General features: G+C 69.2%; 23 protein-coding genes, 1 tRNA gene and 1 riboswitch. Of the genes, 6 read left to right on the plus strand and 18 right to left on the minus strand.

The genetic code is table 11. The annotated features are described in order from the left end of the window. Positions 1–8: 8 nt before the first annotated feature. Positions 9–1241, minus strand: a complete 1233-nt coding sequence (locus ABZ382_RS26150) for an MFS transporter (protein WP_357093810.1) — start codon at positions 1239–1241, stop codon at positions 9–11. Between the two features lie 294 nt (positions 1242–1535). Here ABZ382_RS26150 and ABZ382_RS26155 point away from each other — a divergent pair, with 294 nt between their 5' ends. Both ABZ382_RS26155 and rox read left to right on the plus strand, forming a co-directional pair. Then, positions 1536–2501 (plus strand): hypothetical protein, encoded by a 966-nt coding sequence (locus ABZ382_RS26155; protein ID WP_357093813.1) that lies wholly within the window; start codon positions 1536–1538, stop codon positions 2499–2501. Between the two features lie 127 nt (positions 2502–2628). Beyond that, on the plus strand, positions 2629–4056 hold the full coding sequence (gene rox / locus ABZ382_RS26160; protein ID WP_357093816.1) for a rifampin monooxygenase: 1428 nt from the start codon (positions 2629–2631) through the stop codon (positions 4054–4056). A 193-nt stretch (positions 4057–4249) separates the two neighbouring features. Here the strand turns inward: rox and ABZ382_RS26165 are convergent, their stop codons facing one another. The 9 genes from ABZ382_RS26165 to ABZ382_RS26205 all read right to left on the minus strand — a co-directional run bounded on the left by ABZ382_RS26165 (position 4250) and on the right by ABZ382_RS26205 (position 13540). Further along, positions 4250–5608, minus strand: coding sequence for a hypothetical protein (locus ABZ382_RS26165; RefSeq protein WP_357093818.1), 1359 nt, complete (start codon positions 5606–5608; stop codon positions 4250–4252). Between the two features lie 82 nt (positions 5609–5690). Continuing rightward, a complete protein-coding gene (locus ABZ382_RS26170) occupies positions 5691–5996 on the minus strand; it encodes a hypothetical protein (protein ID WP_357094104.1) in 306 nt (101 codons plus the stop codon). Positions 5997–6089: 93 nt separating this feature from the next. Continuing rightward, positions 6090–6162 (minus strand) — tRNA-Gly (locus ABZ382_RS26175). A gap of 138 nt (positions 6163–6300) precedes the next feature. Next, complete coding sequence (locus ABZ382_RS26180) at positions 6301–7611, minus strand: hypothetical protein (protein ID WP_357093820.1); 1311 nt, start codon at positions 7609–7611, stop codon at positions 6301–6303. Continuing rightward, positions 7608–9278: a cutinase family protein gene (locus ABZ382_RS26185; protein WP_357093823.1), complete on the minus strand. Its 1671-nt coding sequence runs from the start codon at positions 9276–9278 to the stop codon at positions 7608–7610. The genes ABZ382_RS26180 and ABZ382_RS26185 overlap by 4 nt, the downstream gene beginning before the upstream one ends. Before the next feature lie 17 nt (positions 9279–9295). Next, entirely contained in the window at positions 9296–10120 is an 825-nt protein-coding gene (locus ABZ382_RS26190; protein WP_357093825.1) for a hypothetical protein, read from the minus strand. Continuing rightward, positions 10117–10920, minus strand: coding sequence for a hypothetical protein (locus tag ABZ382_RS26195; RefSeq protein WP_357093827.1), 804 nt, complete (start codon positions 10918–10920; stop codon positions 10117–10119). Before ABZ382_RS26195 ends, ABZ382_RS26190 begins: the two co-directional genes overlap by 4 nt. Before the next feature lie 75 nt (positions 10921–10995). Next, positions 10996–12153: a hypothetical protein gene (locus ABZ382_RS26200; protein ID WP_357093830.1), complete on the minus strand. Its 1158-nt coding sequence runs from the start codon at positions 12151–12153 to the stop codon at positions 10996–10998. A 22-nt stretch (positions 12154–12175) separates the two neighbouring features. Beyond that, positions 12176–13540 (minus strand): hypothetical protein, encoded by a 1365-nt coding sequence (locus ABZ382_RS26205; protein ID WP_357093833.1) that lies wholly within the window; start codon positions 13538–13540, stop codon positions 12176–12178. Between the two features lie 362 nt (positions 13541–13902). Here ABZ382_RS26205 and ABZ382_RS26210 point away from each other — a divergent pair, with 362 nt between their 5' ends. Next, positions 13903–14559, plus strand: coding sequence for a hypothetical protein (locus tag ABZ382_RS26210; protein ID WP_357093836.1), 657 nt, complete (start codon positions 13903–13905; stop codon positions 14557–14559). A gap of 4 nt (positions 14560–14563) precedes the next feature. On the opposite strand, the gene ABZ382_RS26215 is transcribed toward ABZ382_RS26210, so the two are convergent. The 4 genes from ABZ382_RS26215 to ABZ382_RS26230 form a co-directional block, all read right to left on the minus strand. Then, the gene (locus ABZ382_RS26215; RefSeq protein WP_357093839.1) at positions 14564–14878 is read right to left on the minus strand and encodes an SMR family transporter; all 315 of its coding nucleotides are present in this window, start codon (positions 14876–14878) and stop codon (positions 14564–14566) included. A gap of 9 nt (positions 14879–14887) precedes the next feature. After that, positions 14888–14951, minus strand: a riboswitch (guanidine-III (ykkC-III) riboswitch). A gap of 80 nt (positions 14952–15031) precedes the next feature. Beyond that, entirely contained in the window at positions 15032–15649 is a 618-nt protein-coding gene (locus ABZ382_RS26220) for a LysE family translocator (protein ID WP_357093841.1), read from the minus strand. 39 nt (positions 15650–15688) lie between these two features. Beyond that, on the minus strand, positions 15689–15889 hold the full coding sequence (locus ABZ382_RS26225) for a DUF397 domain-containing protein (protein ID WP_357093844.1): 201 nt from the start codon (positions 15887–15889) through the stop codon (positions 15689–15691). Further along, a complete protein-coding gene (locus tag ABZ382_RS26230; protein ID WP_357093847.1) occupies positions 15886–16791 on the minus strand; it encodes a helix-turn-helix transcriptional regulator in 906 nt (301 codons plus the stop codon). The genes ABZ382_RS26225 and ABZ382_RS26230 overlap by 4 nt, the downstream gene beginning before the upstream one ends. A gap of 171 nt (positions 16792–16962) precedes the next feature. Here ABZ382_RS26230 and ABZ382_RS26235 point away from each other — a divergent pair, with 171 nt between their 5' ends. Together ABZ382_RS26235 and ABZ382_RS26240 are read left to right on the plus strand one after the other, a co-directional pair. Then, positions 16963–17166, plus strand: a complete 204-nt coding sequence (locus ABZ382_RS26235) for a hypothetical protein (RefSeq protein ID WP_357093849.1) — start codon at positions 16963–16965, stop codon at positions 17164–17166. A 5-nt stretch (positions 17167–17171) separates the two neighbouring features. Continuing rightward, the gene (locus ABZ382_RS26240) at positions 17172–17396 is read left to right on the plus strand and encodes a hypothetical protein (protein WP_357093851.1); all 225 of its coding nucleotides are present in this window, start codon (positions 17172–17174) and stop codon (positions 17394–17396) included. Positions 17397–17415: 19 nt separating this feature from the next. Here the strand turns inward: ABZ382_RS26240 and ABZ382_RS26245 are convergent, their stop codons facing one another. Beyond that, positions 17416–17787 (minus strand): hypothetical protein, encoded by a 372-nt coding sequence (locus ABZ382_RS26245; RefSeq protein WP_357093854.1) that lies wholly within the window; start codon positions 17785–17787, stop codon positions 17416–17418. Between the two features lie 3 nt (positions 17788–17790). Further along, positions 17791–18444 carry a hypothetical protein gene (locus ABZ382_RS26250; protein ID WP_357093857.1) on the minus strand — a complete coding sequence of 218 codons (654 nt, stop codon included), beginning with the start codon at positions 18442–18444 and terminating at the stop codon, positions 17791–17793. Between the two features lie 179 nt (positions 18445–18623). Here ABZ382_RS26250 and ABZ382_RS26255 point away from each other — a divergent pair, with 179 nt between their 5' ends. Further along, entirely contained in the window at positions 18624–18992 is a 369-nt protein-coding gene (locus tag ABZ382_RS26255; RefSeq protein ID WP_357093859.1) for a hypothetical protein, read from the plus strand. A 117-nt stretch (positions 18993–19109) separates the two neighbouring features. Here the strand turns inward: ABZ382_RS26255 and ABZ382_RS26260 are convergent, their stop codons facing one another. After that, positions 19110–20537, minus strand: coding sequence for a ferritin-like domain-containing protein (locus ABZ382_RS26260; protein ID WP_357093862.1), 1428 nt, complete (start codon positions 20535–20537; stop codon positions 19110–19112). A gap of 257 nt (positions 20538–20794) precedes the next feature. Continuing rightward, positions 20795–22081: a nitrate/sulfonate/bicarbonate ABC transporter ATP-binding protein gene (locus ABZ382_RS26265; protein WP_357093865.1), complete on the minus strand. Its 1287-nt coding sequence runs from the start codon at positions 22079–22081 to the stop codon at positions 20795–20797. Position 22082: the final 1 nt, after the last annotated feature.

Below are 22082 nucleotides of genomic sequence, written 5' to 3' on the forward strand. Positions count from 1 at the left end.
GGTTCCAGTCAAGCAGGCTCGGCCGCGGGTTCGGTGGTCGAGGGCGCCGTGGTGGCGCGCGGGTGGAAGACCCGCGCGAACCCGATCAGCAGGATCGCGAAGGCGAGCGGAATCGTGAATCCGGTCCGCATGTTCGCGGCGTCGGCGACCACGCCCACCACCGCGCCGCCGACCAGTGTGCCCGCGTAGTTGAACAGGTTGAGTCGTGCGATGAGCGCGTCCAGGTCCCGCCCGCTGGTGAGTTGCCCGGCCTCGCTGAAGCACAGCGGCGCGATCACCGGCAATCCGATTCCGGCGACCAGGAATCCGAGGATGGCCACGGCCGGTCCCGGCGCGGCGACCACGATCACCAGGCCCACCGAGCCGACGGCGGCAGCTACCCGCACCACCGTGCGCGGGCCGAAGCGGCGCACCCACAGGTCGCCGGTGAGGCGTCCGATCATCGAGGCGCCCTGGTAGGCGGCCAGCGCGAGCGCGGCGGTCGCGGAGGAGGACAGCAGTTCGTCCTTCAGGTACAGCGCGGACCAGTTGCCGACCGCCAGGTCGATGGCGAAGGCGAGCGCGAGCACCGCGCCGAAGATCCAGAAGACGCGGACCGGCACCGAACTGGTCGGGACGTGTTCGGCCGGACCGGCTTCGGCCTCGTCGGTGCCCAGCAGTCGCGGGCCCGCCGCGACGCACCCGGCCGCCACCACGGCCGCGGCGGTCAGGATCGAGGCCCACAGTGGCACGTGTAGCCTCTCGAACCCCGACACCAGCAGCGCGCCCGCGATCGATCCCGCACTCCAGGCCGCGTAGAACGACACCAGGACGAATCGGCCGTAGCCGTGCTGGATGAAGACCGCCTGCATGTTCGTTCCGGCGTCGACGATGCCCAGCGCGATGCCGTAGACCGCCAGCGCCACGAAGAGCGCGATCTTGTTGGGCGAGGCCGCGATGGCCACACCCGACACCGCGATCAGGGCCAGCCCGATCCGCAGCGCGGTCCGGCTCGACCAGCGCAGCGCGATCCGCTCGGCGGTGATGCTGCCCGCGCCGGCCAGCAGCGAGATCATCGCGACCGACGCCACGATCAGGCCGTCGGTGAGCCCGAATTTGTCCTTCTGCTGCGGAAGTTCGGTGAGGATGACGGCCAGGAAGAACCCCTGCAGCGCGAACGCCACCGAGTTGGCGGCGCGCGCCGCCCTCAGGGTCGGGTGTAGCGCGCTGAGCTGGGGGTTCGGGGACTGCGGCGGGAGCATTTCGAAAGAGTAGCGGCGGGGGCGCGAGCGGGCATCCCGGACATCACCGGGGGCGTCGCGGACAGACCGGTCGGCGGGTGCTGTCGAGATCGGTCTCGGCATCGTGGACGACGATTACGAACCGCGCCGCGCTTGATCACACGCGGCTCCCGGTTGGATAACGAATCTGGTCGCTTTCCTGCCGGTGGGTGCCTGCGCTGCGGCACTCTGGAAGTGACGGCTAGGGCTGGTGGTTTCCGATGAGGCGGAAGCGGCCCCTGCGGTGAGTGTGGTGGCTGGGGTGATCTTGTGAGCATGAGGCGAGTGGATGGTCCGCGCGACCGGTCGGTGGCTCTCGCCGACCCGGTTGAGCGCGCGAATCCCGCGGCGGCGGTGACGGATTCACCGGCCACGGCGGGCAAAGGCCATGCGGCGGGGGAGCGCTGCCGGGAAACCGACTGCGCGGACTGCCGCCGGGATGTGCGCCGGCTGGAGTTCTGGTTGCGCGGGCAGCTGCTCGCGGCCGGAGCCGAGGACGTGCGCCTGGGTGCGGTGATCGGAGCGCACACCGTGGATGTGTTGTGGCGCAAGGGTGATCGCACCTGCGCCATCGAGGTGTCCAGTGCGCCACCGGAATTGACGCGCGCCCGGTTGATCACGGCCGAGCTGCGGACCGGCGGGTGCGGTGAAGTCCTCTGGATCTGCCCGCCGGGGTTCTGGACCGCGCAGCTGCCCGCGCTGGGGCTCGACGATTTCGCCGCCGCGGGCCGCGAGTACCGGGTGACCAGCGGGTTGCTGACCGCTGGTCCGGGCGGTGTAGTGTCGGCGCGCCAAACCTCGTGCGAACTGGACGAATTCGTGACGGGCTGGGTGGCCGCCGAGATAGCGTTCGGCTGCCGCGACGAACACACGGGAGGATGGGCGACAGTGACCGACTGGGAGCGCCACACCCGCACGCAGGCCGCGGTCATCGCACGCCAGCGTCAGGAAATCACGAATCAGCGCACCGCGCTGGCGCTGGCCCGCAAGGCCACCCGCGACAAGTCCAAACAGCTGCTGCGCCTGACCCACCGCCTGGAGCGTGCCGAGATCGCGGCTCAGCAGCAGGCCGACGACCTGGCCCAGACCCGTCGCCGCATCGCCGACCACAATCGCGTGGACGCCACCTTGCGCCTGACGGTCGCGGCCCAGAAGTCGGCGATCATGCATTGGCAGCTGATCACCTGGTTCGCGGTCATGGTGATCGTGACGTTCATCGCGGCGGGACTCGTCCTGAAGTAGACGATCGCGTTCGAATTTCCCTCCCCCTTCAACATATATCGCAGTGGGGGGCTTGCGGCAAGGCCCCGGGTATGCCGCAGAATCGTCGACCGTAAGGCGATGACCTGCGGAAATCAGGAGGGCGTTCATGGTCGATGTGATCATTGTCGGGGCCGGGCCGACGGGGTTGATGCTGGCCGCGGAGCTGCGGTTGCACGGGGTCGGGGTGGTGGTGCTGGAGCGCGATCCGGAGCCGACCAAGGTGGTGCGGGCGATGGGGATGCACGCGCGCAGTCTGGAGGTGCTCGATCAGCGCGGGGTCGCGGATCGGTTCGTGGCGCTGGGCAAGCAGCACGACCCGAGCGCCTTCTTCGCCGGGATCGTGCCGTCGAAGCCGTTGACATTGGACAGCTCGTTCCCGTTCGTCCTCGGCTTGCCGCAGCCGATCACCGATCGCCTGCTGGCCGAGTGGGCGGTCGAGCTCGGCGCGGAGATCCGCTACGGCGCGCTGGTGACCGGGCTGACCCAGGACGCGACGGGCGTGACGGCCGAACTGGGCGACGGTTCCACCCTCCGTTCGCGCTACCTGGTCGGCACCGACGGCGGCCGCTCCACCATCCGCAAACTGGTCGGCGTCGATTTCCCGGGTGAACCGGCTCGGTTCGAAACCCTGCTGGGCGAGGTCGAACTGACCGCCCCGCAGGACGAGGTGATGGCGACGGTCATGGAGGTCCACAAGACCCACCGGCGCTTCGGCGCGGTCCCGCTCGGCAACGGCGTCTACCGTCTCGGCGCTCCCGCCGACGGCCTCGCCGAAGACGGTGACACCCCGCCCACCCTCGACGACCTCACCCGCCGGGTTCGCGCCTTGGCGGGCACCGACTTCGGCGCGCACTCCCCGCGCTGGCTGTCCCGTTTCGGCGATGCCACCCGCCTCGCCGACCGCTACCGGGTGGACCGCGTCTTCCTCGCGGGCGACGCCGCCCACATCCATCCCCCGAACGGCGGCCAGGGCTTGAACCTGGGCGTCCAGGACGCGGTGAACCTCGGCTGGAAGCTGGCCGCCGCCGTAACCGGCTGGGCCCCAGCCGATCTGCTCGACACCTACGAATCCGAACGCCGCCCCGTGGCCGCCGACGTCCTCACCACCGCCCGCGCCTCCAGCGAGCTGACCTCCCTCGACCCCGGCCAGCAAGCCATCCGCCGCATCCTCACCGAACTCATGGAGTTCGAGGACGTCCACCGCTACCTCATCGAAAAGGTCACCGCCCTCGATATCCGCTACGACCTCGGCTCCGACGACGACCTCATCGGCCGCCGCCAACGCGACGTGCCCTTGAAGAACAGCCGCCTCTACGAACACCTGCACCGGGCCCGAGGCCTCCTCCTCGACCAGACCGGCACCCTCTCCATCGCCGGCTGGTCCGACCGGGTCGACCACGTGGTCGACATCAGCGATCAACTCCCGGCCCCCGCCATCCTCCTGCGCCCCGACGGCCACATCGCCTGGGCGGGATCGACCCAACAGGAACTGGACACAGTCCTGCCCCGCTGGTTCGGCGCCCCCACTCCCTGATCCGCCTCTGCCGCCGACCTCGCGCAGCCCTGGGCGGCACCGCAGACTGAATCCGTCCGATCCCGGTGCGCCACTCCGTGTTTCCGCACCGGCCGTGGTCGGGCCGTCATGGGTGACCACGGCCGGTCGCGGCCCGCTCCGGGGGGAGCCGTCGGCCGAACGCCCTAGGAGGCAGCTCCCTGATCTCGGTTGGTCAGCGGGTCAGGCGGAAGGGGCCTCGGTGCCATTGCCAGTCGTGGCGGTGGACCAGGGACGCGAGGTCCAGGAGGGTGAGCCCGCTCTCGGTGCGGAAGGTGTCGAGGGCGGGCCAGGTGAGGGGGCCTTGGGAGAGGCGGCTCATCAGGGTGGACTCGTGGTGGGTGTCCACCTTGCGGGACAGTAGTTCTGGGAGGCCGTGGCGGCTGCCGGTCCAGGTGAGCCAGCCCCAGCCGCGGGTGAAGGCGGCCGCGCGGGAGGCGGCGGCGCGGGTGCGCTGGGGGTGCAGGGCCGTGTGGGCGAGGGGGGAGACGTCGATGAGGACGGTGCGGCCGTCGGTGAAGGTGGCTGCGGCCGTGGGGTAGTGGACGCGCTCGCTGCCGTCGAGGTCGTAGGTGACGGCGACGGGGAGCTCACGGAAGGTCTCGATCCGCGGGCTGGTATCGAGCAGCCGGAGCAGGCGGGCCTGCAACGCGGTGTCGAAAGTCACTTCGCGGCCGAGCTTTTCGGAGAACATGTGGCCGCGACTGTCGTCGTCGTAGTCGAGGCGGCCCGCCGGGAGGCTGGGCAGCGGCTCCGGGCTCCCGCCGCCGGGCCATTCGACGCGGCGCAGCCACGGAGCCCAAACATCGTCTCCCGCATCGGCTGTCGCATCCTTGGCGGCCCGGTCAGCGAGAGTTGCTCGTCCCGTCGGTGCTGAATCGCGTGCGGCATCGCTCGCGCGACCCGTGTTCGCCGTATCACCCCCGGCGCTGGCCGCGTGGTCGGCGGCGGAGCCCGCGGTGCCCGGCACCCGCCGCGCTCCGCCGGTCACGTCCTGCCCCGGCACGGGCAGCAGATGCCAGCGCCCCTTCTGCTGCCAGCCCGCGATGCGCTGGAAGACGAAGCCCGCCAAGCGTTTCGCGTCCTGGAGGTCGTGTCCCGCGAGGCGGAGTTTCAGGTACGCCCAGTCCTGGGCGGCGATATCGCCGTCGGTGGCATAGGTTTCGGCGAGCAGAGCGCGCACCAGGCGCTCGTCGCCTTGGCCGACGGGGTACCGCTGGGCGAATACCGACAGGTCGGGCCGGCCGGTGGCGAGGGTCTGGCGCAGCATGGCGCCGACCGCGCGGGTGTAGAGCTGGCGGGCCCGGTCCCGGGAGACCCCGAACCGCGCACCGAGCAGTGTCAGCGTTTCGGGGTTCTCGCCGTCGAGTCCGAGTCGGCAGGTGATCAGTTCGGCATCGCGGGGCCGGTCGGCCGCCACCTCGGCGGCGAGGCCCGCCAGGACTTCGTGGACGTGCTCGAGCCCGAAGTCGACCCCGTCTGCCGGGTCGTCGCGCGGTACGGTGCGCGCGGTGCGTGTGTCGCTCGTCGTCAAGGCGGCCCCTACCCGTGTTCGCCAGTCTGTTCGACGAGCGTAGCCGGGGCCACCGACAGTCGGCGCTGTACGCGCGGGAGGGTCAGAGGACGGCGTTCATGATGGTGCCCGCGCTGGTGGCGACGATGCCGCCGATCATCGCGCCGGCCACCATCTTCGGCGAGGCGAGCCCGCTGCCGGACCATTTCTCCCAGGCGAACCGGCCGCCGGCGTAGGTGATGGCCATGACGCCCGACAGCAGCACGAACCAGGTGAAGTAGCGAACCAGCTTCATGAGTTTGTCCGCGACCGGGGGAGTCTCCGGGGTCGGGTTTCCGAGCTGGGCGAGTGGGGCAGACACGAGGTCATACTGGGAGAGCACAGTGTCGTGGAAGGCGCTGAGCAACATGGTCACCCTGCAAAGGTACCGCGAATTCGCGCCGACATGCCCGGGAATGTGCGCCAGATCTAGTGCGCAAGAACAACTTTCGTTGTCGTGTTGAGCGGATGACGAGATTCGAACTCGCGACCCTCACCTTGGCAAGGTGATGCGCTACCAGCTGCGCTACATCCGCATCGCTTCCGTTCCGGCGTCTCCGCCCGTCCGGCTGCGAGAGAGAACATTAGCCCACCCGCGCGCCAATTCCAAAACGCCCTGGCAAACCCTGGGTACCCCTGCGTGCCACCTCGCCTTCCGTGCCGGGCCGTACCGGCTATTTCGGGGTGTCCTCGTTCATCGGGACCAGTGCCGAGATGAGGGTCGCCCCGCCGAACTGTGTGGTCATGACCAGCTGCGGGGCCCAGGTGCGTTTGGTGGCGTCGGGATGCTGCTCGGTGACGACCATGATGTGCTGTCCGTCGAACGGCCCGGGCATGATCTGCACGCAGTAGGTGGTGCCGACCGGTATGGAGTCGATGCCCGCCTGGATCTGTTCGATGGACGGCGCGGGCGCGTCGGGGGCGTACATCTCGCGCACGGCCTTGCCGGATCGGTCGACGTAATACCGGTTCTGTAGTGCGAGGATCGCGTCCGGCCCGGACCGCGTACTGCCCGGACCGTTGCCGCGGACGGTGCCGCCCTTGGCCTCGTTGGGGCACAGGTTGGCGGGCAGCCCGGACGCGGGTTGATCGAGGGCTGGGGTCGTGGCGGGAGCGCTGGCGACCGGGGCCGCCGCGGGCGTGGTGGGCGCGGCCTGCGCGCGCTGGTCGTCGCCTTGGCCGACCTTCGCGATCTGCACGACGATCGCCGCCGTCACCACGATCGCGGCGAGTGCGCCCAGCACCGGGACCGCCCACCCGCGTTCGCCGGTGGCGGGGAACCGGAATCGCGGCCCCGATCGGGTCGGGTGGGGCGCTCGCTTCAGCGGCCGGCGTTCGTCAGGGAACCCCCATTCCGAGGATCCGCGCTGGCTGGGCGGGGTGAAGTCGCTGGACGCCCGATCCTGCAAGGAGTCGTACACCGCCTGGGCGCGGGGGGAATCGTGCGCGGTCCGGGTGCGGTGCGCGGCGGCCTCGCGCGACGACGGTGTGAGGTGTGAGGTTGGCTGGTGTGCAGATGACGCCGGGTGCGGGGTCGGCTGATGTGCCGATGTGGCCGGGTGCGCCGCCCGATGCCGCGAGGCAGGGTCGTTCTCCCAGGTCTGTGGCTCCGAGGCCCTCGCATGCGATGGCCCATCGCCTGTCCCGGCAGGGGAGGCGTCGTCCGCTGTCCAGGCATCGGGGCGTCCGTGGGCCGATCGGTTGTCGGTCGTGCTGTGTTCGGCCCGGTGCCGCGCCTCGTACTCCGCGGCTTCGTAGTCCCCGGTCTCGTCGTCGTAGAACTCGTCGTATCCGTCGTCGGGGTCATCGTAGGCGTTGTAGACGTCGTGGCCGCGCGTCGACCCCGCATACTCGTCGCGCGGCGGCGGCCCGCTCGCGCCGGTGATCCAGTCCGCCCAGCTGCCGGTGTACGCGCCCTCGGTCGCGGGGGTGGGCGGTTCCGCGCCCGGACCCGTTGTCCGCGACCCTGATTCGGTGGTGCTCATGGCGTCGCCTGCGGGATGAGGTTGGGGATCAGCGGAGCCCCGCTGCTCGGCGTCGTGGTGAGCACGCCGCTCGGCAAGGTGGCCGCACCGCTCGATGGTGTGGTCGTGGCCCCGCCGAGCGGGAACTGCCCGCCCGGCACGACCGTGGTGGTCGCGGTGGTGGTGCCCGCGAAATCCATTCCCACGCTGGGCTTGTCGCTACCGCCGCGCGGTGTGGCCCCGGGTGTCGCGGCCCCCGACAGATCATGCGCGACCGCCGCGAACCACCGTCCGACCCAGTCGGTGGGGCTGGCCCCGAATCCCGCGCCCTGGGCGTGGGTGTAGTCGTGCTTCTGTGCGGTGTCCCAGTACCGCACCCACGTGGTGATGTCGAGCAGATCCTTGTTGTCGGTGACGTTCTGGGTGACGGCGGAGAACGCCTGCGTGGTGAGCCTGCTGATGGTGGTGGGCGGCACCAGGTTGGCCGCGGCCCCGACCAGTTTGGCCCCGAACACGGCCAGTCCGGCGATCGGGTTGGCGAGCCCGGCGGTGGCGATCTCGGCGATATTGCCCGGTGTGAGAATGTCTTTCACCACGGCCACGATGGAGTTGATGGCGATGGTGCCGACCTTGAGCAGCGCCTGGAACGCGCCGGGGATGTCGACCTGGGTATTGGGGTTGGAGGCGTCGGCGATGCGCTGCGAGATGGATTTCTGCGGCTGATACGACATGTCGGTGAGCGAGGTCCCCGACACGTCCTTGTTCACCACGGAGGTGGCGGTCTTGATGGAGGTGAACGCCAGCGCCTCCGCGATCGACTTCAGCGATCCGATCGGGTCCCCGGCCGAAAGCTCCACCTGCCCGGCGATATTGGCGACGGTCCGCACCAGCGGCGCGCCGACGGGGGTGTCGCAGGCCAGGTCGCCTTCGGTGCAGAATTCGGCGACCCGCCCGACCAGCGACCCGAAGTTCTCCAGGGTGCCGCTGTCGGGTGCGATGCCCGCGCCGGAGGCGGTCTTGGTGGCGGGCGGATCACCCAGCCCGGCAACCGTTTTCCCATCGGTCCCGGGTGCGGCGGTGGGCAGCTTCTGGTCCGGTTTGCCGGGGAACAGCGGTGCGTTGGCATTGCGGTTCGGGTCGCCGAACAGGGCGACGGCCGCGACCTTCTCGGCGGGCACGGTTCCCTTGCCCGCCCCGACTTCCTGCGCGAACACCGACGCCACGTGCGCGCCCTGCGAGTATCCGGCGATGGCCAGCCGCGTGTTCGGGCACCGGTCGGTGATCTGTTTCGCCATGGACCGCAGGCGTTCCAGCCCGCCGGTCACCGACTGGCTGTAGGTGGTCTTGGAGACGGCGACCACGCCGCCGAAGGACGCCTCGTAGGGCACGTAGGCGCGGTCGACGAGCCCGTCTCCGGCGTCGGCCATCATGGGCCGGAACACTTCCGACAGCATCCCGGTGTCGGTGGTGACGGCGGCGTCGGGGGAGGATTCGCCGGTGCCCTGGATGCCGAGCGCGTAGAGGGCCGGGCATTTGTCGATGGGCACCGTGGTATCGGGCGGGCCGCCGTGGGCCACGGCGAGGTCGAACACGCCGGGCCCGGCGGCCGCGGTCCCCACCACGCAGACGGCGGCGGTGAGCAGCGCCGCGCTTCGGAACCATCGGGTGGACAGCAGTTTTCGATGCACGACGCACCTCGTTCAGGTTATGGGCCGACTGGGTCCGCGCCGTGTTGCGCGCGTTCGGTGATCCGGGTCCCGGCTATGCGTGCCGCGGTGAGGATCTGCTCGGCCAGGAGCCGAACCGGTTGCGGGGGAGTGCGGGTGGGATCGCCTTCTTCCATCGGCGAGACTCCGGCGGCGGGATCCCAGGCCGCCAGCTCGTAGGGTTCCAGCGCCCGCCATTGTTCGAGCCACCCGAGTCGCCAGGTGCGGGCGCCCAGCTCGATGGCCAGTCCTTCCATCTCCTCGCGCCGTTGCGCGACCGGAACCGGCAGCGGCCGAGCCGAATCCGCCACCGTCAGCACGCCGACGACCGCGCTCCCGGCGGGCGTCGCCCGGGCCTGATGCGCCAGCAGCGCGCGGTGCAGCGCGTTCACCCCGCGCAGATGACTCCGCCCGACCAGCACCACCAGCGGCGAATCCATATCCGCGCCCGCCCCGATCCGCGCGGGCCACCGCTGCCCGGCATCCCCGGCCCAGCGCAGACTCGCGGCGAGACTGCTGACTCCCGCCCCGCCGTGCACGCCGACCAGCCACAGCAGGGGTGGACGCGGCGGGCGATTCGGTACGGCCCGATGCCACATCGCCACGGGCGGCACATCCGGATTCGGAGGATTCTGCTCGACCGCCTCGAAAAGCATGTCCCGGCCAGGTGATCGCTCGCCGACGTCGGGTCGGTCGGTTCCGTCGGGTGTCTGCGCTGCGCCGGGGTCGGCCGTCGCGCCGATGCGCCAGGCTCCCGCGCCGCGTGGCTGCCACTCGGCGGACGGTCCGGGAGTCGCGGCGCCTGGGAGCTGGGTGCTGGTCATCGCAGCGCTCCCAGCAGAGTGAGATAGGCGTCGCGGGTTTCGGCGGCGAGCCGGTGCCAGGAGATCGGGCCGCCGGTGGCGAGGTGCAGGTCGAACGGGATCTGCACGACAGCGCGCACCCAGGAGCCCAGGTGGGTGCGCACATGGTCGATGACGGTGGCGGCCGAGCCGGGCACCTGTTCGGTCAGCACGATGACGGCGTCGCCGACGACGAATTCGCTGAAGTTCTCGTCCAGCCAGGCCAGTGCGGGCTGCAATCGGTTGATGGCGTCGGGCCGCGCGGCCACCGTGATCACCAGTCCGACGCGGGGATCCGACAGCAGGGGAGCGGCCAACCGGCTGGTGACCGGCGCGCCCGCGTCGAAAACACCCAGCAGTCCGGCGTTTTCGAGATGTCTGGCCACCGAGGTCAGGGATTCCCTGCGCGGCAACGGGTCCGGTGTCCGGGTCAGTACCCGCACGCCGGTGGAGGTCTGCCCCGAGCAGGCCCCGACACTGGCGGCCGTCCCGGGATCGCGGGTGCCGAGCCAATTCTGGAGTGAGCTGACGGGTGCGGCGGTGTCGCAGCCCCGCAAGGCCACGTCCCCGCCGCCGAGCGTGGCGTCCACCACGACCGGCCACACGTCGCCGTCACTGTCCACCGCGGCCGCGGCGGCCAAACCGAGCGCGGTGGTGCTGGCGCCCGACGCCCCGGATCCGCCCAGCACCAGCGCCGCGGGAACAGCGGCCCGTACGAGCCGCCCCCGCCCGCCGTGCAAGGGCACCGCGTCGGTGGGTGACCCGGCGGGGCCGGGGCGCATCAGGTCACTCTCGGACGAATCCCCGTCGCCCGGGCCGGCGGGTGGCCGGAGCCGGTCGTCGATATCGACCATGGCTCACCGGCTTCCGGCGATGATCGAGGTGATGGTGGTGCGCCCGTCGCGGGTGGCGGTGGTGATGACCTGCTGCCACGAGGTCTGGGTGCCGTCGGGATGCTTCTCGTCGACGGTGACGTTCCACCGCTCGCCGTCGGCCTCGGTGATGGTCACGCAGTGCTGGGTCCCGGCCGGTGTCGCCGAGATCGCGTCGCGCGTGGCCTGTTCCGGCGCGACCCGGGCGTCGGCGCTGAGCACCGACCGTACGGCGGCCGCGTCCCGCAGCACGTACCACGCGTATTCGAGCCGCATGATTACCCCGGGCCCGCTGTTCAGGTTCCCGGCCCCGGCCCCGCTCACCCGCTGCGGCGTATCAGTCTCCCGGCACCACACGGCCAGCCCCGGCTGATTCCCGCTCGCCGTGCTCGTCCCCGCCGTGGCCCCGGGCGTGCTCCCCGCACTGTTCCCCGGAACGGCTTGCGGCTCATTCGAATCCCCGGCCGACGAGACCAGCCACGCCACGCCCGCCACGACCACCAGCGCCAGCGAAACCCCGGCTATCGCCAGGGCGCGGGCCCGGATCCGCAACCGTCGCTGCGTCTGCACCGACCGCCGCCGCGCCTCGTCCACCAGCGCCGCCATCGGATCCTCGGCCCGCAGATCCTCCACGGCCCGCCACTCGTCGTCCCACCCGGAATCCCGCCCCGCCGAAACCGGCTCCGCGGCGGCCCCTTCCGTCAGCCACGAGGCCCACCCCGCCGCCTCCACCGGCTGCGTCGCCGCCTCCGGCACGGCCCCGACCGGCACGATCTCCGGCATCACCGGCCGCCGCCCAGCCCCGTCACCCGCCACCGAGCCCGCACGGACCGCGGGTTCGGTCACCGGCTCCGGTTCCTCGCCAGGAGCTTCTTCGCCAGGAGCTTCTTCGCGTCGATGCCGTGACGCGCCAGGCTTGGGCACCCGCCGCGTAGGCGCGGACGTGTGGCTGCTCGCCTGCGTGGCCGCTGCCGCTGCGGGTTCGGGCGCGCTGGGTTCGAGTCGCAGGAAATCGCCGTCCGGCCGGTCCGGGCCGGGCTCGTGGTGGCGCGCTGCGGCGGCCGGGCCGGCGGCGCGGGGTTCGGACTGGGCGGGTAGTGGGCCGGGGACGGAGTCGCTGCCGGCGTTGTTGTCTGCGGTCACGGCGTCATCCGTGTCGTTGCGGTCACGCGCCCGACGGGGCGGGCTGCAGGGCGGCGATGAAGGCTTCCGGGGTGATCGCGGGCATCTGTGCCACCGCGGCCCGGAACGAATCGACTTGCGCGTTCACGCCATCCACCACCTGCTCCACCACGGGCGCGGCCTGCGGCACCGCCGCGACAACCTGCTGCCCCGCATCGGCGACCACCTGCTGCACCACCGGCGCGGCCTGCGCCACCGGCTGCTCCACCACCGGAGCCACCGCCTGCGCGACCGGAACCACCTGCTGCTCGATCGCGGCCCCGACCTCCTGCACCACGGGCACCGCCTGCAGCGCCACCGGCGCAACCTGCTCGATCGCCGTAGCGACCTGCTGCACAACCGGAGCCGCCCCTTGCGCCATCGGCGCGACCTGCTCGATCGCCGCCCCGAGCTGCTGCAACGCGGGCGCGAGCACCTGCGCGATCGGCGCGGGCACCCCGATCAGAGCCGAAACCGGCTGCACCCCGGGCGAACCCACGGCGGGGGCGGAACCCGGCACCTGCGCGGCGGTATCGATCAAAGCCGGGGGAGCGGGAGGCGCGGGCTGGGTTGCATCTCCGCCACTGAGCGCGCCCGCTCCGAGCGCGGCGAGTGCTCCGCCCCCGACTACCAGCGGCACACTGACGAGTCCGCCGAGCGAACCGCCGCCGACGCAACCGGCGATGCCACCGACGATTGCGCCTGCGGGCGCTCCGATTCCGGCGGTCGGGATGCCTGCAATGGCGGCACCGGCGAGGGCACCGACTGCTGCGCCGACGCCACATCCGATCGGGGCTAGCACGGCGGGCGCGGCGATTCCGACTGTTCCCGCGCCGATCAATGCGCCCATCGAGCTCGAGGCCGCCATGCGATCGGCGTCATCTCGGGAGAAACCCATGCGGTCGTAGGCGGCTGCGATCTGCCATTCCGCCATATCAAGATAGGCCTGCGCCTTATCGCGGGTCTTCAGGTCGATCCAGTCAGGCAGATCGACTCGTCCTGTGCCGACGCGCAGCTTGTGCGGGTCGGCGGGAACGACTTCGGGCGCTTCGACCACAGGCTGATCCGGCTGGGCCGCGTCGGGCTGCGTGCTCTGTGGCTGCGTGGCCTTTGGCTGGATGATCGTGTCCTGCTGCGGCGTCGTCTGCTGCTTGGGCCGCGGCCGGTTCGGAGCCGGGATGGGCGGGTCGGGGATGTAATCCGCCGGGCTGGGCGCCGCGGGCGGCGGAGGCTGGGTGCTCAGTCCCGGCTGCCCGTCTCCGGGCACCGCGAGCCCCGGTTGCCCCGGCGCCGCGACGGCGACCCCTTGGCCCGCGACCAGCGCGATGGGCAGCATCGACAACAGGAGCGTCGTGCGTTTGGTCTTCATCTCCCCAGTTCCCCTTCCCCGAACGGACAGCAGCGGGCTCGCGACCCGATTCCCCCGAACGCCAGGGCATTACGCACCACTGGCAGATGACACAGGCGGCCCACCGGAACCGGGTCCCGATGCTCCAACATCAACCCCACCACCTGCGATGATCATGTTGCGGCCCTGATGTTACCCGGATCGTGGGTCCCCGCAACCGGTTCCGTGACAGGAGTGACGAATTGTTAAACCGAACCGATCAACACTGCTAGACCCGCCACTGTGCCCGCCCGCGTCATAGAGTGAGCCCGACAGCGCGGCCGCCGAACTCGCGTCCCCGCAACGCTTCTCGACCGTTCTCGGGTTCTACGGGAGGAATCATCGTGCGCGCCAATTCAGCACACCACGCGCAAACTTTCACCGCCGTAGTGGCGGCCCTACTCGTCGCGGCGACCGCATTCACCGTCTCTGCCTGCGGTCTAGGCGATGAACCCGCCACCAAATCGACTACCGCGGCGGCAGATCCGTTTCGCCCGCCCGCCGACGTACGCTGGGAAAACTACCAGGGCGTCCAACTCCCGATCGGCGGTCATGACGGCCCCAGCAAACTCGGCACCACCGCCGCCGGCTACACCCGCACCCCCCAGGGCGCGGCCTTGGCCGCCATCAACCACAGCACTCGCCTGTCCCTGGCCCCCGATGGCGTCTGGCCGCAGGTGGCCGCGATTTCCCTGATTCCTGGAGCCGCCAAGGATTCCTGGGTTCTGGCCCGAGCGCAGATCTCGATCACCGCCCCCGCCAATCAGACCGTGGCCCCCCACATCGCCGCCTACAAACTCTCCGCTTACACCCCCGACCGCGCCGACCTCACCGTCTACGCCACGTACTCCGACGCCAGTATCACCGTGTCCGCCCAGACCGTCGTGTGGGTCTCCGACGACTGGCGACTGCAACTCCCCGATCCCACCGCCAAAACCCAGACGGTCCAATCGGTCCCCGCCGTCCCCGCCGACGCGGTGAAACTGACCCCCGCCAAATAGCCGTCTATCCGACCAACTTCAACCCGATCACGCACGCCACGATCCCGCCGAGTAGCAGCACCTTGACCGCACTGACGGCGGCCTCCCCGGTGGCCATCGAATACACGACCGTCAGCACGGCCCCGATCCCCACCCATACCGCGTAAGCGGTCCCCACGGGCAGCCCGCGCATCGCATAGGCCAGCCCGGCCATGCTCAAGACGAGCCCCACTCCGAACACTGCGCTGGGGCCCAGTCGGGTGAACCCCTCCGACTTCCCGAGCGCGGTAGCCCACACGGCTTCCAAAACCCCGGACACCAGCAACACCAGCCACGACATGACAACCTCCGAAGGCCGTCTTGTCGCACGCCGGGTACGGCTCCCTCGTCCGGGCCCCTGATGGGGGCTACCTACACCATGGCAAACGCTCAGCGACCGGGCAAATTTCCATATGGTGATATCGGCCTCCACCTCGGGGCCGTGCGGCTCACGTCATTGGTTCTGCACGGCCAGCCGTCCCGCGAGCGCGATGAACGAGACCCCGAACACGCGGCGCATCCACGTCATGACCGCCGGACGGGAAATGACGCGGCTGCGCACTCCCGCCGCGAAGGCGCCGTACCCGGCGAACACCACGAAGGTCGCGAGCATGAACAGCCCGCTCAGTTCGAGCATGCGAACGGTGGCGCCGGTCGAACCGTTCGGCACGAACTGCGGCAGGAACGCGAAGAAGAAGATCGTCAGCTTCGGATTCAGCACATTGAGCAGCACGGCGGACACGATCACCCGCCCGGCGGTGGGCGCGGCCTCCGAACTCTCCTCCGAGATGGCGAGAACTTCCTTGTCCCGCAGCGTATTCCACGCCATGTAGAGCAGATACGCCACACCCAGGTACTTCAACGTCTGAAACGCCACTGCACTGGCATTGAGCAGCGCCGCCAGCCCGGTGATGGCCGCCACCATATGCGGCACGATCCCCAGCGTGCACCCGAACGCCGCGACCACACTGGCCCGCACCCCCCGCGCCAACCCCGCGGCCAGCGTGAACAGCACCCCGGTACCCGGCGTCGCCACAATGACAAGCGTCGTCAACAGAAACTCGATGCTCATCCCCCGCACAGTAACCGAGCGCGGAGTCCACCGCCGCGACTAACGCCGCCAGACTCCACTGCCCAGGAACCGATCCCACTGCTCCCCGGAGAACACGAGCACCGGCCCACCCGGATCCTTGGAATCCCGCACCCCGACGGTGTGTGCGTGCTTGCCGGCGAATGCGACCTCGACGCACTCGGACGCATCGGCGGACCTGGAGGACTTGAACCATTCGGCGTCGCGCAGATTGTTGATCACTTCGCGTACTCCTTCGCGGTGGCCGACAGCAGCTCCCTGGTGTCGTCTTCGCTCAACGCTACTCGCCGGAGATCTGTGATCGCTTGCTGGAAGCGGACGATCACCTGCTCCTGGTCCAAGTAGAGTGCGCCGACGGAGCCTTCGACGTAGACCACCGGCGGTTCCTTGAGATGGTTTGTGAAGGGCGGGAATTCGAGCAGTCCGAACGACTGTAGCGCGAGACCGGCATGTGCGCCGACGCCGAACGGCACTACCCGAACGGACACGTTCTCGCGCGTGCCGATCTCAGCCAAGTGCAGCAGTTGCTCGACCATGGCGGCGAGTCCGCCGGGCTGGTGCTTCAGTGTTGCCTCCGAGAGGATGGCCTCCAGTCGAAAGTTCGTGTCGTTGAGGCGTTCCTGTCTCTTCGCGGCGAGCTCGAGTCGGCGCTCGACATCGACGTTCGAAAGGTCGGGGTGTGTCGCCTTGATCAGGCTGCGCCGGTATTCGGGCGTCTGCAGTAGCCCGTGAACCATGACGAGTTGGTGGGTCGTGAGGTGGTTGGCGGCCGTTTCCAGGTTCAGATAGTGGTCGAAGTGTGGTGTGAATTGGTCGCTGTACGACCGCCACCAACCCTTGGATGTCCCCAGTGCCCTCGACACCAGATCCTGCTGCTTCACCTCTTCCCACAGTGCGAGCAGGTCATCGCGTTCCTGGCTCGGATTCGCGATGCCGTAGAACTCGAGTAAGTCGCGTATTTGAGCCGTCGATATTTTGACCCGCTGACCATCTTCCATTCGGCTGATGCTCTGCGGCGACATATCGACATGCCGACCCGCGACGAATTGTCCCTTACTGGCACGTAACCGGAAGCTGCGCAGAGTGCGTCCAAGTGCCCTGCGTGGAAGTGTCGATCCAGCCATTTTGTTAGCCTCGCTATCTGGGGAGCGCCGTACTGGAATAGGCCAATCTGGATGTCCAACAATATCGGTGGAATTGTGCTCTTCGATGGTGCCAATCGCCCCTGTCTGATGTCTACTGGGATTCGGCGCGCCACACCGAATTTCGAAATGTCATCGAAAATGGAGGCCGAAATGCCCTGGGACGCATGGGCCCTGCTCGCCATCATCGCCCTCTGCACCGTGATCACCGCCCGCACCGCCGTGGACTCCTACCGCCTGTCGCGTGAGTCCCGCGCCGACACTCTCCGCCTGTCGCTCACCGGCGGCGGCCACCTCGATATCCCTTGCCCGCCCGGCCATCCCACCGGCCGCCACCGAACCCACGACCCGAGGTGACCCCCATGACCCCCGCCGAGATAGCGGTCCTCGCCGCCCTTCACCCGGACCGCACCCTCACCGCCCCGCAAATCCAGCAAACGGCCGCCCTCACCGGCCACCGCACCCGAACCGCCCTGTCCCACCTCGAATCCCGGGGCCTGATCACCCCCAGCCGCCCCCGGGGTCGCTACCGCATCACTCCTCGGGGCCGGGCCGCCCTCGCCACCAAGGCCCGCAGGTTCTCCTGATGCCGAGCGAGAACAAGGGTCAGAGTTCGATGGCGTCTTCCGGCCCGGCAGGCTGGTCGTCCACCCGCTCCGCCTTGCTGCGGAACGCGGCGGCGAGCAGTACCAGGGCCGTGACGATCAGGACGTGGGCGGTGAGCATCACCGCCATGGGGAGGACGAAGCCTTCGTCGGTGAGAATGCCGTGGTCGCCGACGCAGTACAGGGTGTAGTTGGTGGACGTGCCCTCGGAGTCGTGGAAGGTGTCGGAGACGACCATCGGTTCGGTGGCCGGGGCCGAACAGAACAGGGGAGCGGTGAGTTTCGCTTCGCCGGGCCAGATCGCGACCGGCACGACGATGCTGAAAGCACCGACGACGAGGCCGGTCGACAGGGCTGCCATCACACGGGCCATCGCTTACACCTGCTGGGCTCGGAGGAACACGCCGGCGCGGTCGAACTCCACGACCACCTCCGAGCGCGCGGACACGACATTGGCGACCATGCGGATGTCCCGCCCGAAGCGGCTCACCAGAACGGCGGTGACCTGCCCGTCGGGGATCTCGCTGCGCGCCCGTGCCGTGTCGACGATGTCTTCGATCCGCGAGAGCCCCGGCGCCTCGCTGACCTTGAAGTTCTCGCCGTCCAGGTCGTCGAAGGAGGAAACCCGCACCGGCCGTGGGTCACTCAGATCGCCCAGCGTGAACGAGTAGTCATCCATCACGCGAGACTGTCCGGGCGGCCGGACCCGCACCCGGACAGTCGGTTCGCGCACGGTGAAGTCGCCCCCGTCGAAGAACTTGGTCACGTGGGCGGGCTGGTCGTTCACGACCATCCGGAACTGAGTCGAGTTCGGCGCCGTCAGCAGAATGACGTTCACCTCCGGATCGCTCGCCCCGATCCGCTGCCCCAATGCGGCGATCGCGGCCTGCGGCAGCGCACTCACCAACCCGCCCCCGCGTGCCCGGATCTCGTTCTCGAAATCCGCCCGGTCCACCGCCCCGATACACCCGCTGGTACTGCCGAGCACGGCCAAGCACACCACGACACGAAACCAGCCGCCACCACGCATATCCCGAATGCTATGCGGCGCGATCCGCTCGCGCTGTGCCGCTCCGCGACCGAATGCGCTTGTCATGAGCGGGCCGCCGCCAGCCGCAAGTTCTTGCTATCGAGTGAATATGACTGTCGCACATACGGTTTGCGGCAACCCGGGCTGACCGTACAGCTCGGTGTCGATAAGGAATTGCGATGAGAAGACTTGCCGCCGCCGCAGCCGTGCTGGTTTCCCTGCTGGGCGCGTTCACCGCCGCCAACGCCCCGCAGGCCTCGGCCGACTCCATGCGAGGTTGCTCCTACCCGTACGTCTGCTTCTATCTGACGAAGTCCAACTGGGACAACCACCAGCCCACCGCCATGTTCCAGGACAAGGGCTACTGGCAGAACCTCGGCTCCAACAGTCGCGGCGCATGGGGAGTGGTCAACACCAGAAACGACGACGCCGCCCTGATCAAGGACTCCTCCGGCTACATCTCCTGCGCGGGCCCGAACGGCAGCCTCTCCGGGCCCGGCATCGCCCCGTTCACCCAGATCAAGATCGTGGACACCCCGCACTGCTGAGTTCCGGGCAGGCCTGCCCCGCCCGCATCGGCAACCCCATACGCCCAACACCCTTGGAGGCCAGCCGAATTCGAATGCTCTGTTCAGCGGTTGCGGACGGCCGAAGACTCCTGGTTCTCAGCCGGCACGTCGAGCAAAGGGCTCGGCTTGTGCACGTACACGTGCTGCGATCGCGGCCGGGTCGGTGACGGCTGGTAGTTGGGAGATTCCGTCGGCGAGCTGGTGTAGCGCCAACGTCAGGATGCGCCATTCGGAGGGACCGTTGAGTAATGGGCGCAGCGCGCGCGGTGCCTCGAACGTGAGTCCGGCGTTGATTCCTGGGTGTGTCGTGGAGGCGGGCAGTTGCGCCAGAGCCGTTCCGAGTGTGCTGATGATGCCCATCATGCTGATCGCGGTGTCGATCAACGCCAATTTGTCGGTGGGGGCGCTGTCGGCGGGTCGGCCGTAAGCCTGGTTGAGGCAGCACAGCATCAGGGTGTAGACGGCGTTGCCTGCGTCGTTGACGGCGGCGGCCTCGGGCGCGTCGATGTAGATCTTGCCCGCGGGTTCGGGCGGGCGGCGCATCACCGGATTGGTGGCAACCGGCCATGACGGAGTGAATGCCGGGTCCTCGGCGAGGATCTGCTGGTATTCGGTCCGTAGGGCTTGTAGCCGCGCGAAGTGGTTGTGATCGCCGTAGGCCGGTCCGCCCTCGCCTTGGGTGATGATGGTGTCGATGGCCGCGGTCGCCTCGGCGAGGTTCGTGATCGAGATGAGGCCGGGCAAGGCGACTACATCGGGGCCGACCTGAGCCGCGGATCCCCCGCAGAACAGGATGTCCTCGCCCTGGGAAGAGGCCAGGTCGGTCAGTGATCGTGCAATGGCTTGGTAGAGGTCGCCGATGGTCGGATAATCCTGGCCGGCCGGGAAGAACCTGCCGGCGGCCGTGCCGCGAAGATAGTCGGGACCCCCGCCGAATGCCGGTGGGTCGGTGACCGTGCTGCCGAAGGGCCGTTCCAGGAAGATCAGGTGGTCGAGCGCCTCGAGGTCGAATCCCGCCAGGGCCAGCCGAATGTCGGCAGGGTGGCAGCCCGGTGGAACGGGAAAGTTCTGCCGACCGAAGTGGGGGTGGGCTCCGAGTGCGACCATCAGGTTGGACACCAGCGCGAGGTGAACCATTTCCTCGATAGCGATGCTGATCAGCTCATCGCGCCAGCGCCGCACCGCTTCGGCCTGCCGAGGTGGCAGGCCCCCCGCCGGATCTGTGCGTAGCCCGAACGCCGCGTACAGGTAGCCACACATCACCCCGTGTTCGAGTTCGGCGGCCTCGGCCAGTACCGAGAGCAGTTGGGCCATGGTCGGGATCCGCAAGGTCGGTTCAGCGCCGGCCGTCATCGGGCACCTCCGAGGTCGGGCAACAGCGTCGCGCGGCGACGCAGCAGGGTGAGCGCAGGTTCGGCGTGCCGGTGAAGGAGCGTGTAGCCAGGTACAAAACCGATTTCGGTGAAGAATTTCCACCGCGAGAATCGGGAGTAGCGCGTGGTGCTCGATTCCATTCTTGATCATACGACCCGAAACGGGCAAATGGACTGAGTGTCGAAAGCGCAGCGCCCTACCTGCGGAAGGTCAGGGAATCCGAGTACGGCTATCTCGATTCCGACATGCAGCGGCCGTTGGAATCCCGCTGGGCGGAGTCCCTCCCCGAACTCCGGTCCATCCCACCCGATTTGATCGAGGAGGTCCACACCATCCCCCGGTGGCCCGGGTGCAGGCCATGCGCGAGGGCACGCGCCGCGCCCGGGCTCGCGGCAACAGCTGACGCCTCAGGCGTCGTCCGGATGCCGCGTCAGCAGCCGCTCGGCGGCGTCGTACTCGTAGAGTTCAGCGTAGCGGCCCCAGTCGATGGCGATCCGCAGCTGTCGCCGCGCGACGTCCTCGGTGAAGCCCCGCCGCAGCAGGTCGAGGAAGAAGCCGTCGCGCAGTCGGTGGTTGCGCGCGCTGGTCAGCGCGTGGTCGATCGCCGCGATCAGGGGCGCATTGGCTCGTGCCAGCCGCGCGAAAATGGCCTTCGCACTGTCGATATCGGCCTCGGTGAACAGGGTGCCGTCGAGGGTGAGCTCGATATCCCCGTCGGCGGTGGTGGCCAGCCCCAACATGGTGGCGGCGTCGACCAGCGGCATCAGATCGTCGACCTCGAAGCGCAGCCCGCCGGCCAGATCTGGCAGGTCGGCCCGCCCGCCCTGGGCGGCAACAAAATCCAGCATGCCGCCGATTCCGTCCACCCCGGCATCGGGCAGCGGCCGGGTGGTGGGGGTGGGGGTGATGCTCGGCCAGCCGCCATCGAAGGTGGCGTCTGTGAGCATCCGATAGGCCTGGTCCACCAGCGCCTGGAACCCCGCGCCGCGCGGGTCGCGCGGCTGCGGGAGACGCACCTGGATCTCGCCCTTGATTCGCCCGGGATTGTTGTCCAGCACCAGGATTCGGTCGGCCAGCTGCACCGCCTCCTCGATATTGTGGGTGACCATCAGCATGGTCTTGGTCGGGAAGGCGGCCTCCGCCCACAGTCGCATGAGTTCGCCGCGCAGGTTCTCGGCGGTCAAGACGTCCAGCGCTGAGAACGGCTCATCCATGAGCAGCACCTCCGGCTGCACCACCAGGGCGCGGGCGAATCCCACTCGTTGGCGCATGCCGCCGGAAAGCTCCTTGGGATAGGCGTTCTCGAAGCCGTCCAGGCCGATCATGTCGATGGCGTCGGTTACCCGCTCGGCGCGCTCCCGGGCCGAAATACCTTGGGCGCGAAGGCCGAGTTCGACGTTCTGCCGCACGGTCAGCCACGGCATCAACGCGAAGGTCTGGAACACCATGGCGGTATCGGCATTCGGCTCGGTGATCTCGGTCTGCCGGATGCGCGCGGACCCCGCGGAGGGGAGCATCAGGCCCGCGATGATCCGCAGCAGCGTGGACTTTCCGGAGCCGGATTTGCCCAGCAGCGCGACGATTTCGCCCTCGCGCAGCTCGAGGCAGACATCCGAGAGCACCGGTAGCTGCTCGCCGGAGGGGTTGGTGAAGTTCTTGGTGACACGATCGACGGTGATGATGGGGGTCGACACG

It is taken from the genome of Nocardia sp. NPDC005825, assembly GCF_040630175.1.
Lineage (GTDB): Bacteria > Actinomycetota > Actinomycetes > Mycobacteriales > Mycobacteriaceae > Nocardia.

Excerpts from the sequence above, each read along its gene's own strand:
- ABZ382_RS26195 (WP_357093827.1), bottom strand. The coding sequence starts at position 10,920 with ATGCGCCCCGGCCCCGCCGGGTCACCCACCGACGCGGTGCCCTTGCAC.
- ABZ382_RS26190 (WP_357093825.1), bottom strand. The coding sequence starts at position 10,120 with ATGACCAGCACCCAGCTCCCAGGCGCCGCGACTCCCGGACCGTCCGCC.
- ABZ382_RS26180 (WP_357093820.1), bottom strand. The coding sequence starts at position 7,611 with ATGAGCACCACCGAATCAGGGTCGCGGACAACGGGTCCGGGCGCGGAA.
- ABZ382_RS26205 (WP_357093833.1), bottom strand. The coding sequence starts at position 13,540 with ATGAAGACCAAACGCACGACGCTCCTGTTGTCGATGCTGCCCATCGCG.
- ABZ382_RS26255 (WP_357093859.1), top strand. The coding sequence starts at position 18,624 with ATGAGAAGACTTGCCGCCGCCGCAGCCGTGCTGGTTTCCCTGCTGGGC.
- ABZ382_RS26240 (WP_357093851.1), top strand. The coding sequence starts at position 17,172 with ATGACCCCCGCCGAGATAGCGGTCCTCGCCGCCCTTCACCCGGACCGC.
- ABZ382_RS26150 (WP_357093810.1), bottom strand. The coding sequence starts at position 1,241 with ATGCTCCCGCCGCAGTCCCCGAACCCCCAGCTCAGCGCGCTACACCCG.
- ABZ382_RS26155 (WP_357093813.1), top strand. The coding sequence starts at position 1,536 with ATGAGGCGAGTGGATGGTCCGCGCGACCGGTCGGTGGCTCTCGCCGAC.
- ABZ382_RS26230 (WP_357093847.1), bottom strand. The coding sequence starts at position 16,791 with ATGGCTGGATCGACACTTCCACGCAGGGCACTTGGACGCACTCTGCGC.
- ABZ382_RS26220 (WP_357093841.1), bottom strand. The coding sequence starts at position 15,649 with ATGAGCATCGAGTTTCTGTTGACGACGCTTGTCATTGTGGCGACGCCG.
- ABZ382_RS26170 (WP_357094104.1), bottom strand. The coding sequence starts at position 5,996 with ATGTTGCTCAGCGCCTTCCACGACACTGTGCTCTCCCAGTATGACCTC.
- ABZ382_RS26215 (WP_357093839.1), bottom strand. The coding sequence starts at position 14,878 with ATGTCGTGGCTGGTGTTGCTGGTGTCCGGGGTTTTGGAAGCCGTGTGG.
- ABZ382_RS26260 (WP_357093862.1), bottom strand. The coding sequence starts at position 20,537 with ATGATCAAGAATGGAATCGAGCACCACGCGCTACTCCCGATTCTCGCG.
- ABZ382_RS26235 (WP_357093849.1), top strand. The coding sequence starts at position 16,963 with ATGCCCTGGGACGCATGGGCCCTGCTCGCCATCATCGCCCTCTGCACC.
- ABZ382_RS26250 (WP_357093857.1), bottom strand. The coding sequence starts at position 18,444 with ATGCGTGGTGGCGGCTGGTTTCGTGTCGTGGTGTGCTTGGCCGTGCTC.
- ABZ382_RS26245 (WP_357093854.1), bottom strand. The coding sequence starts at position 17,787 with ATGGCCCGTGTGATGGCAGCCCTGTCGACCGGCCTCGTCGTCGGTGCT.
- rox (WP_357093816.1), top strand. The coding sequence starts at position 2,629 with ATGGTCGATGTGATCATTGTCGGGGCCGGGCCGACGGGGTTGATGCTG.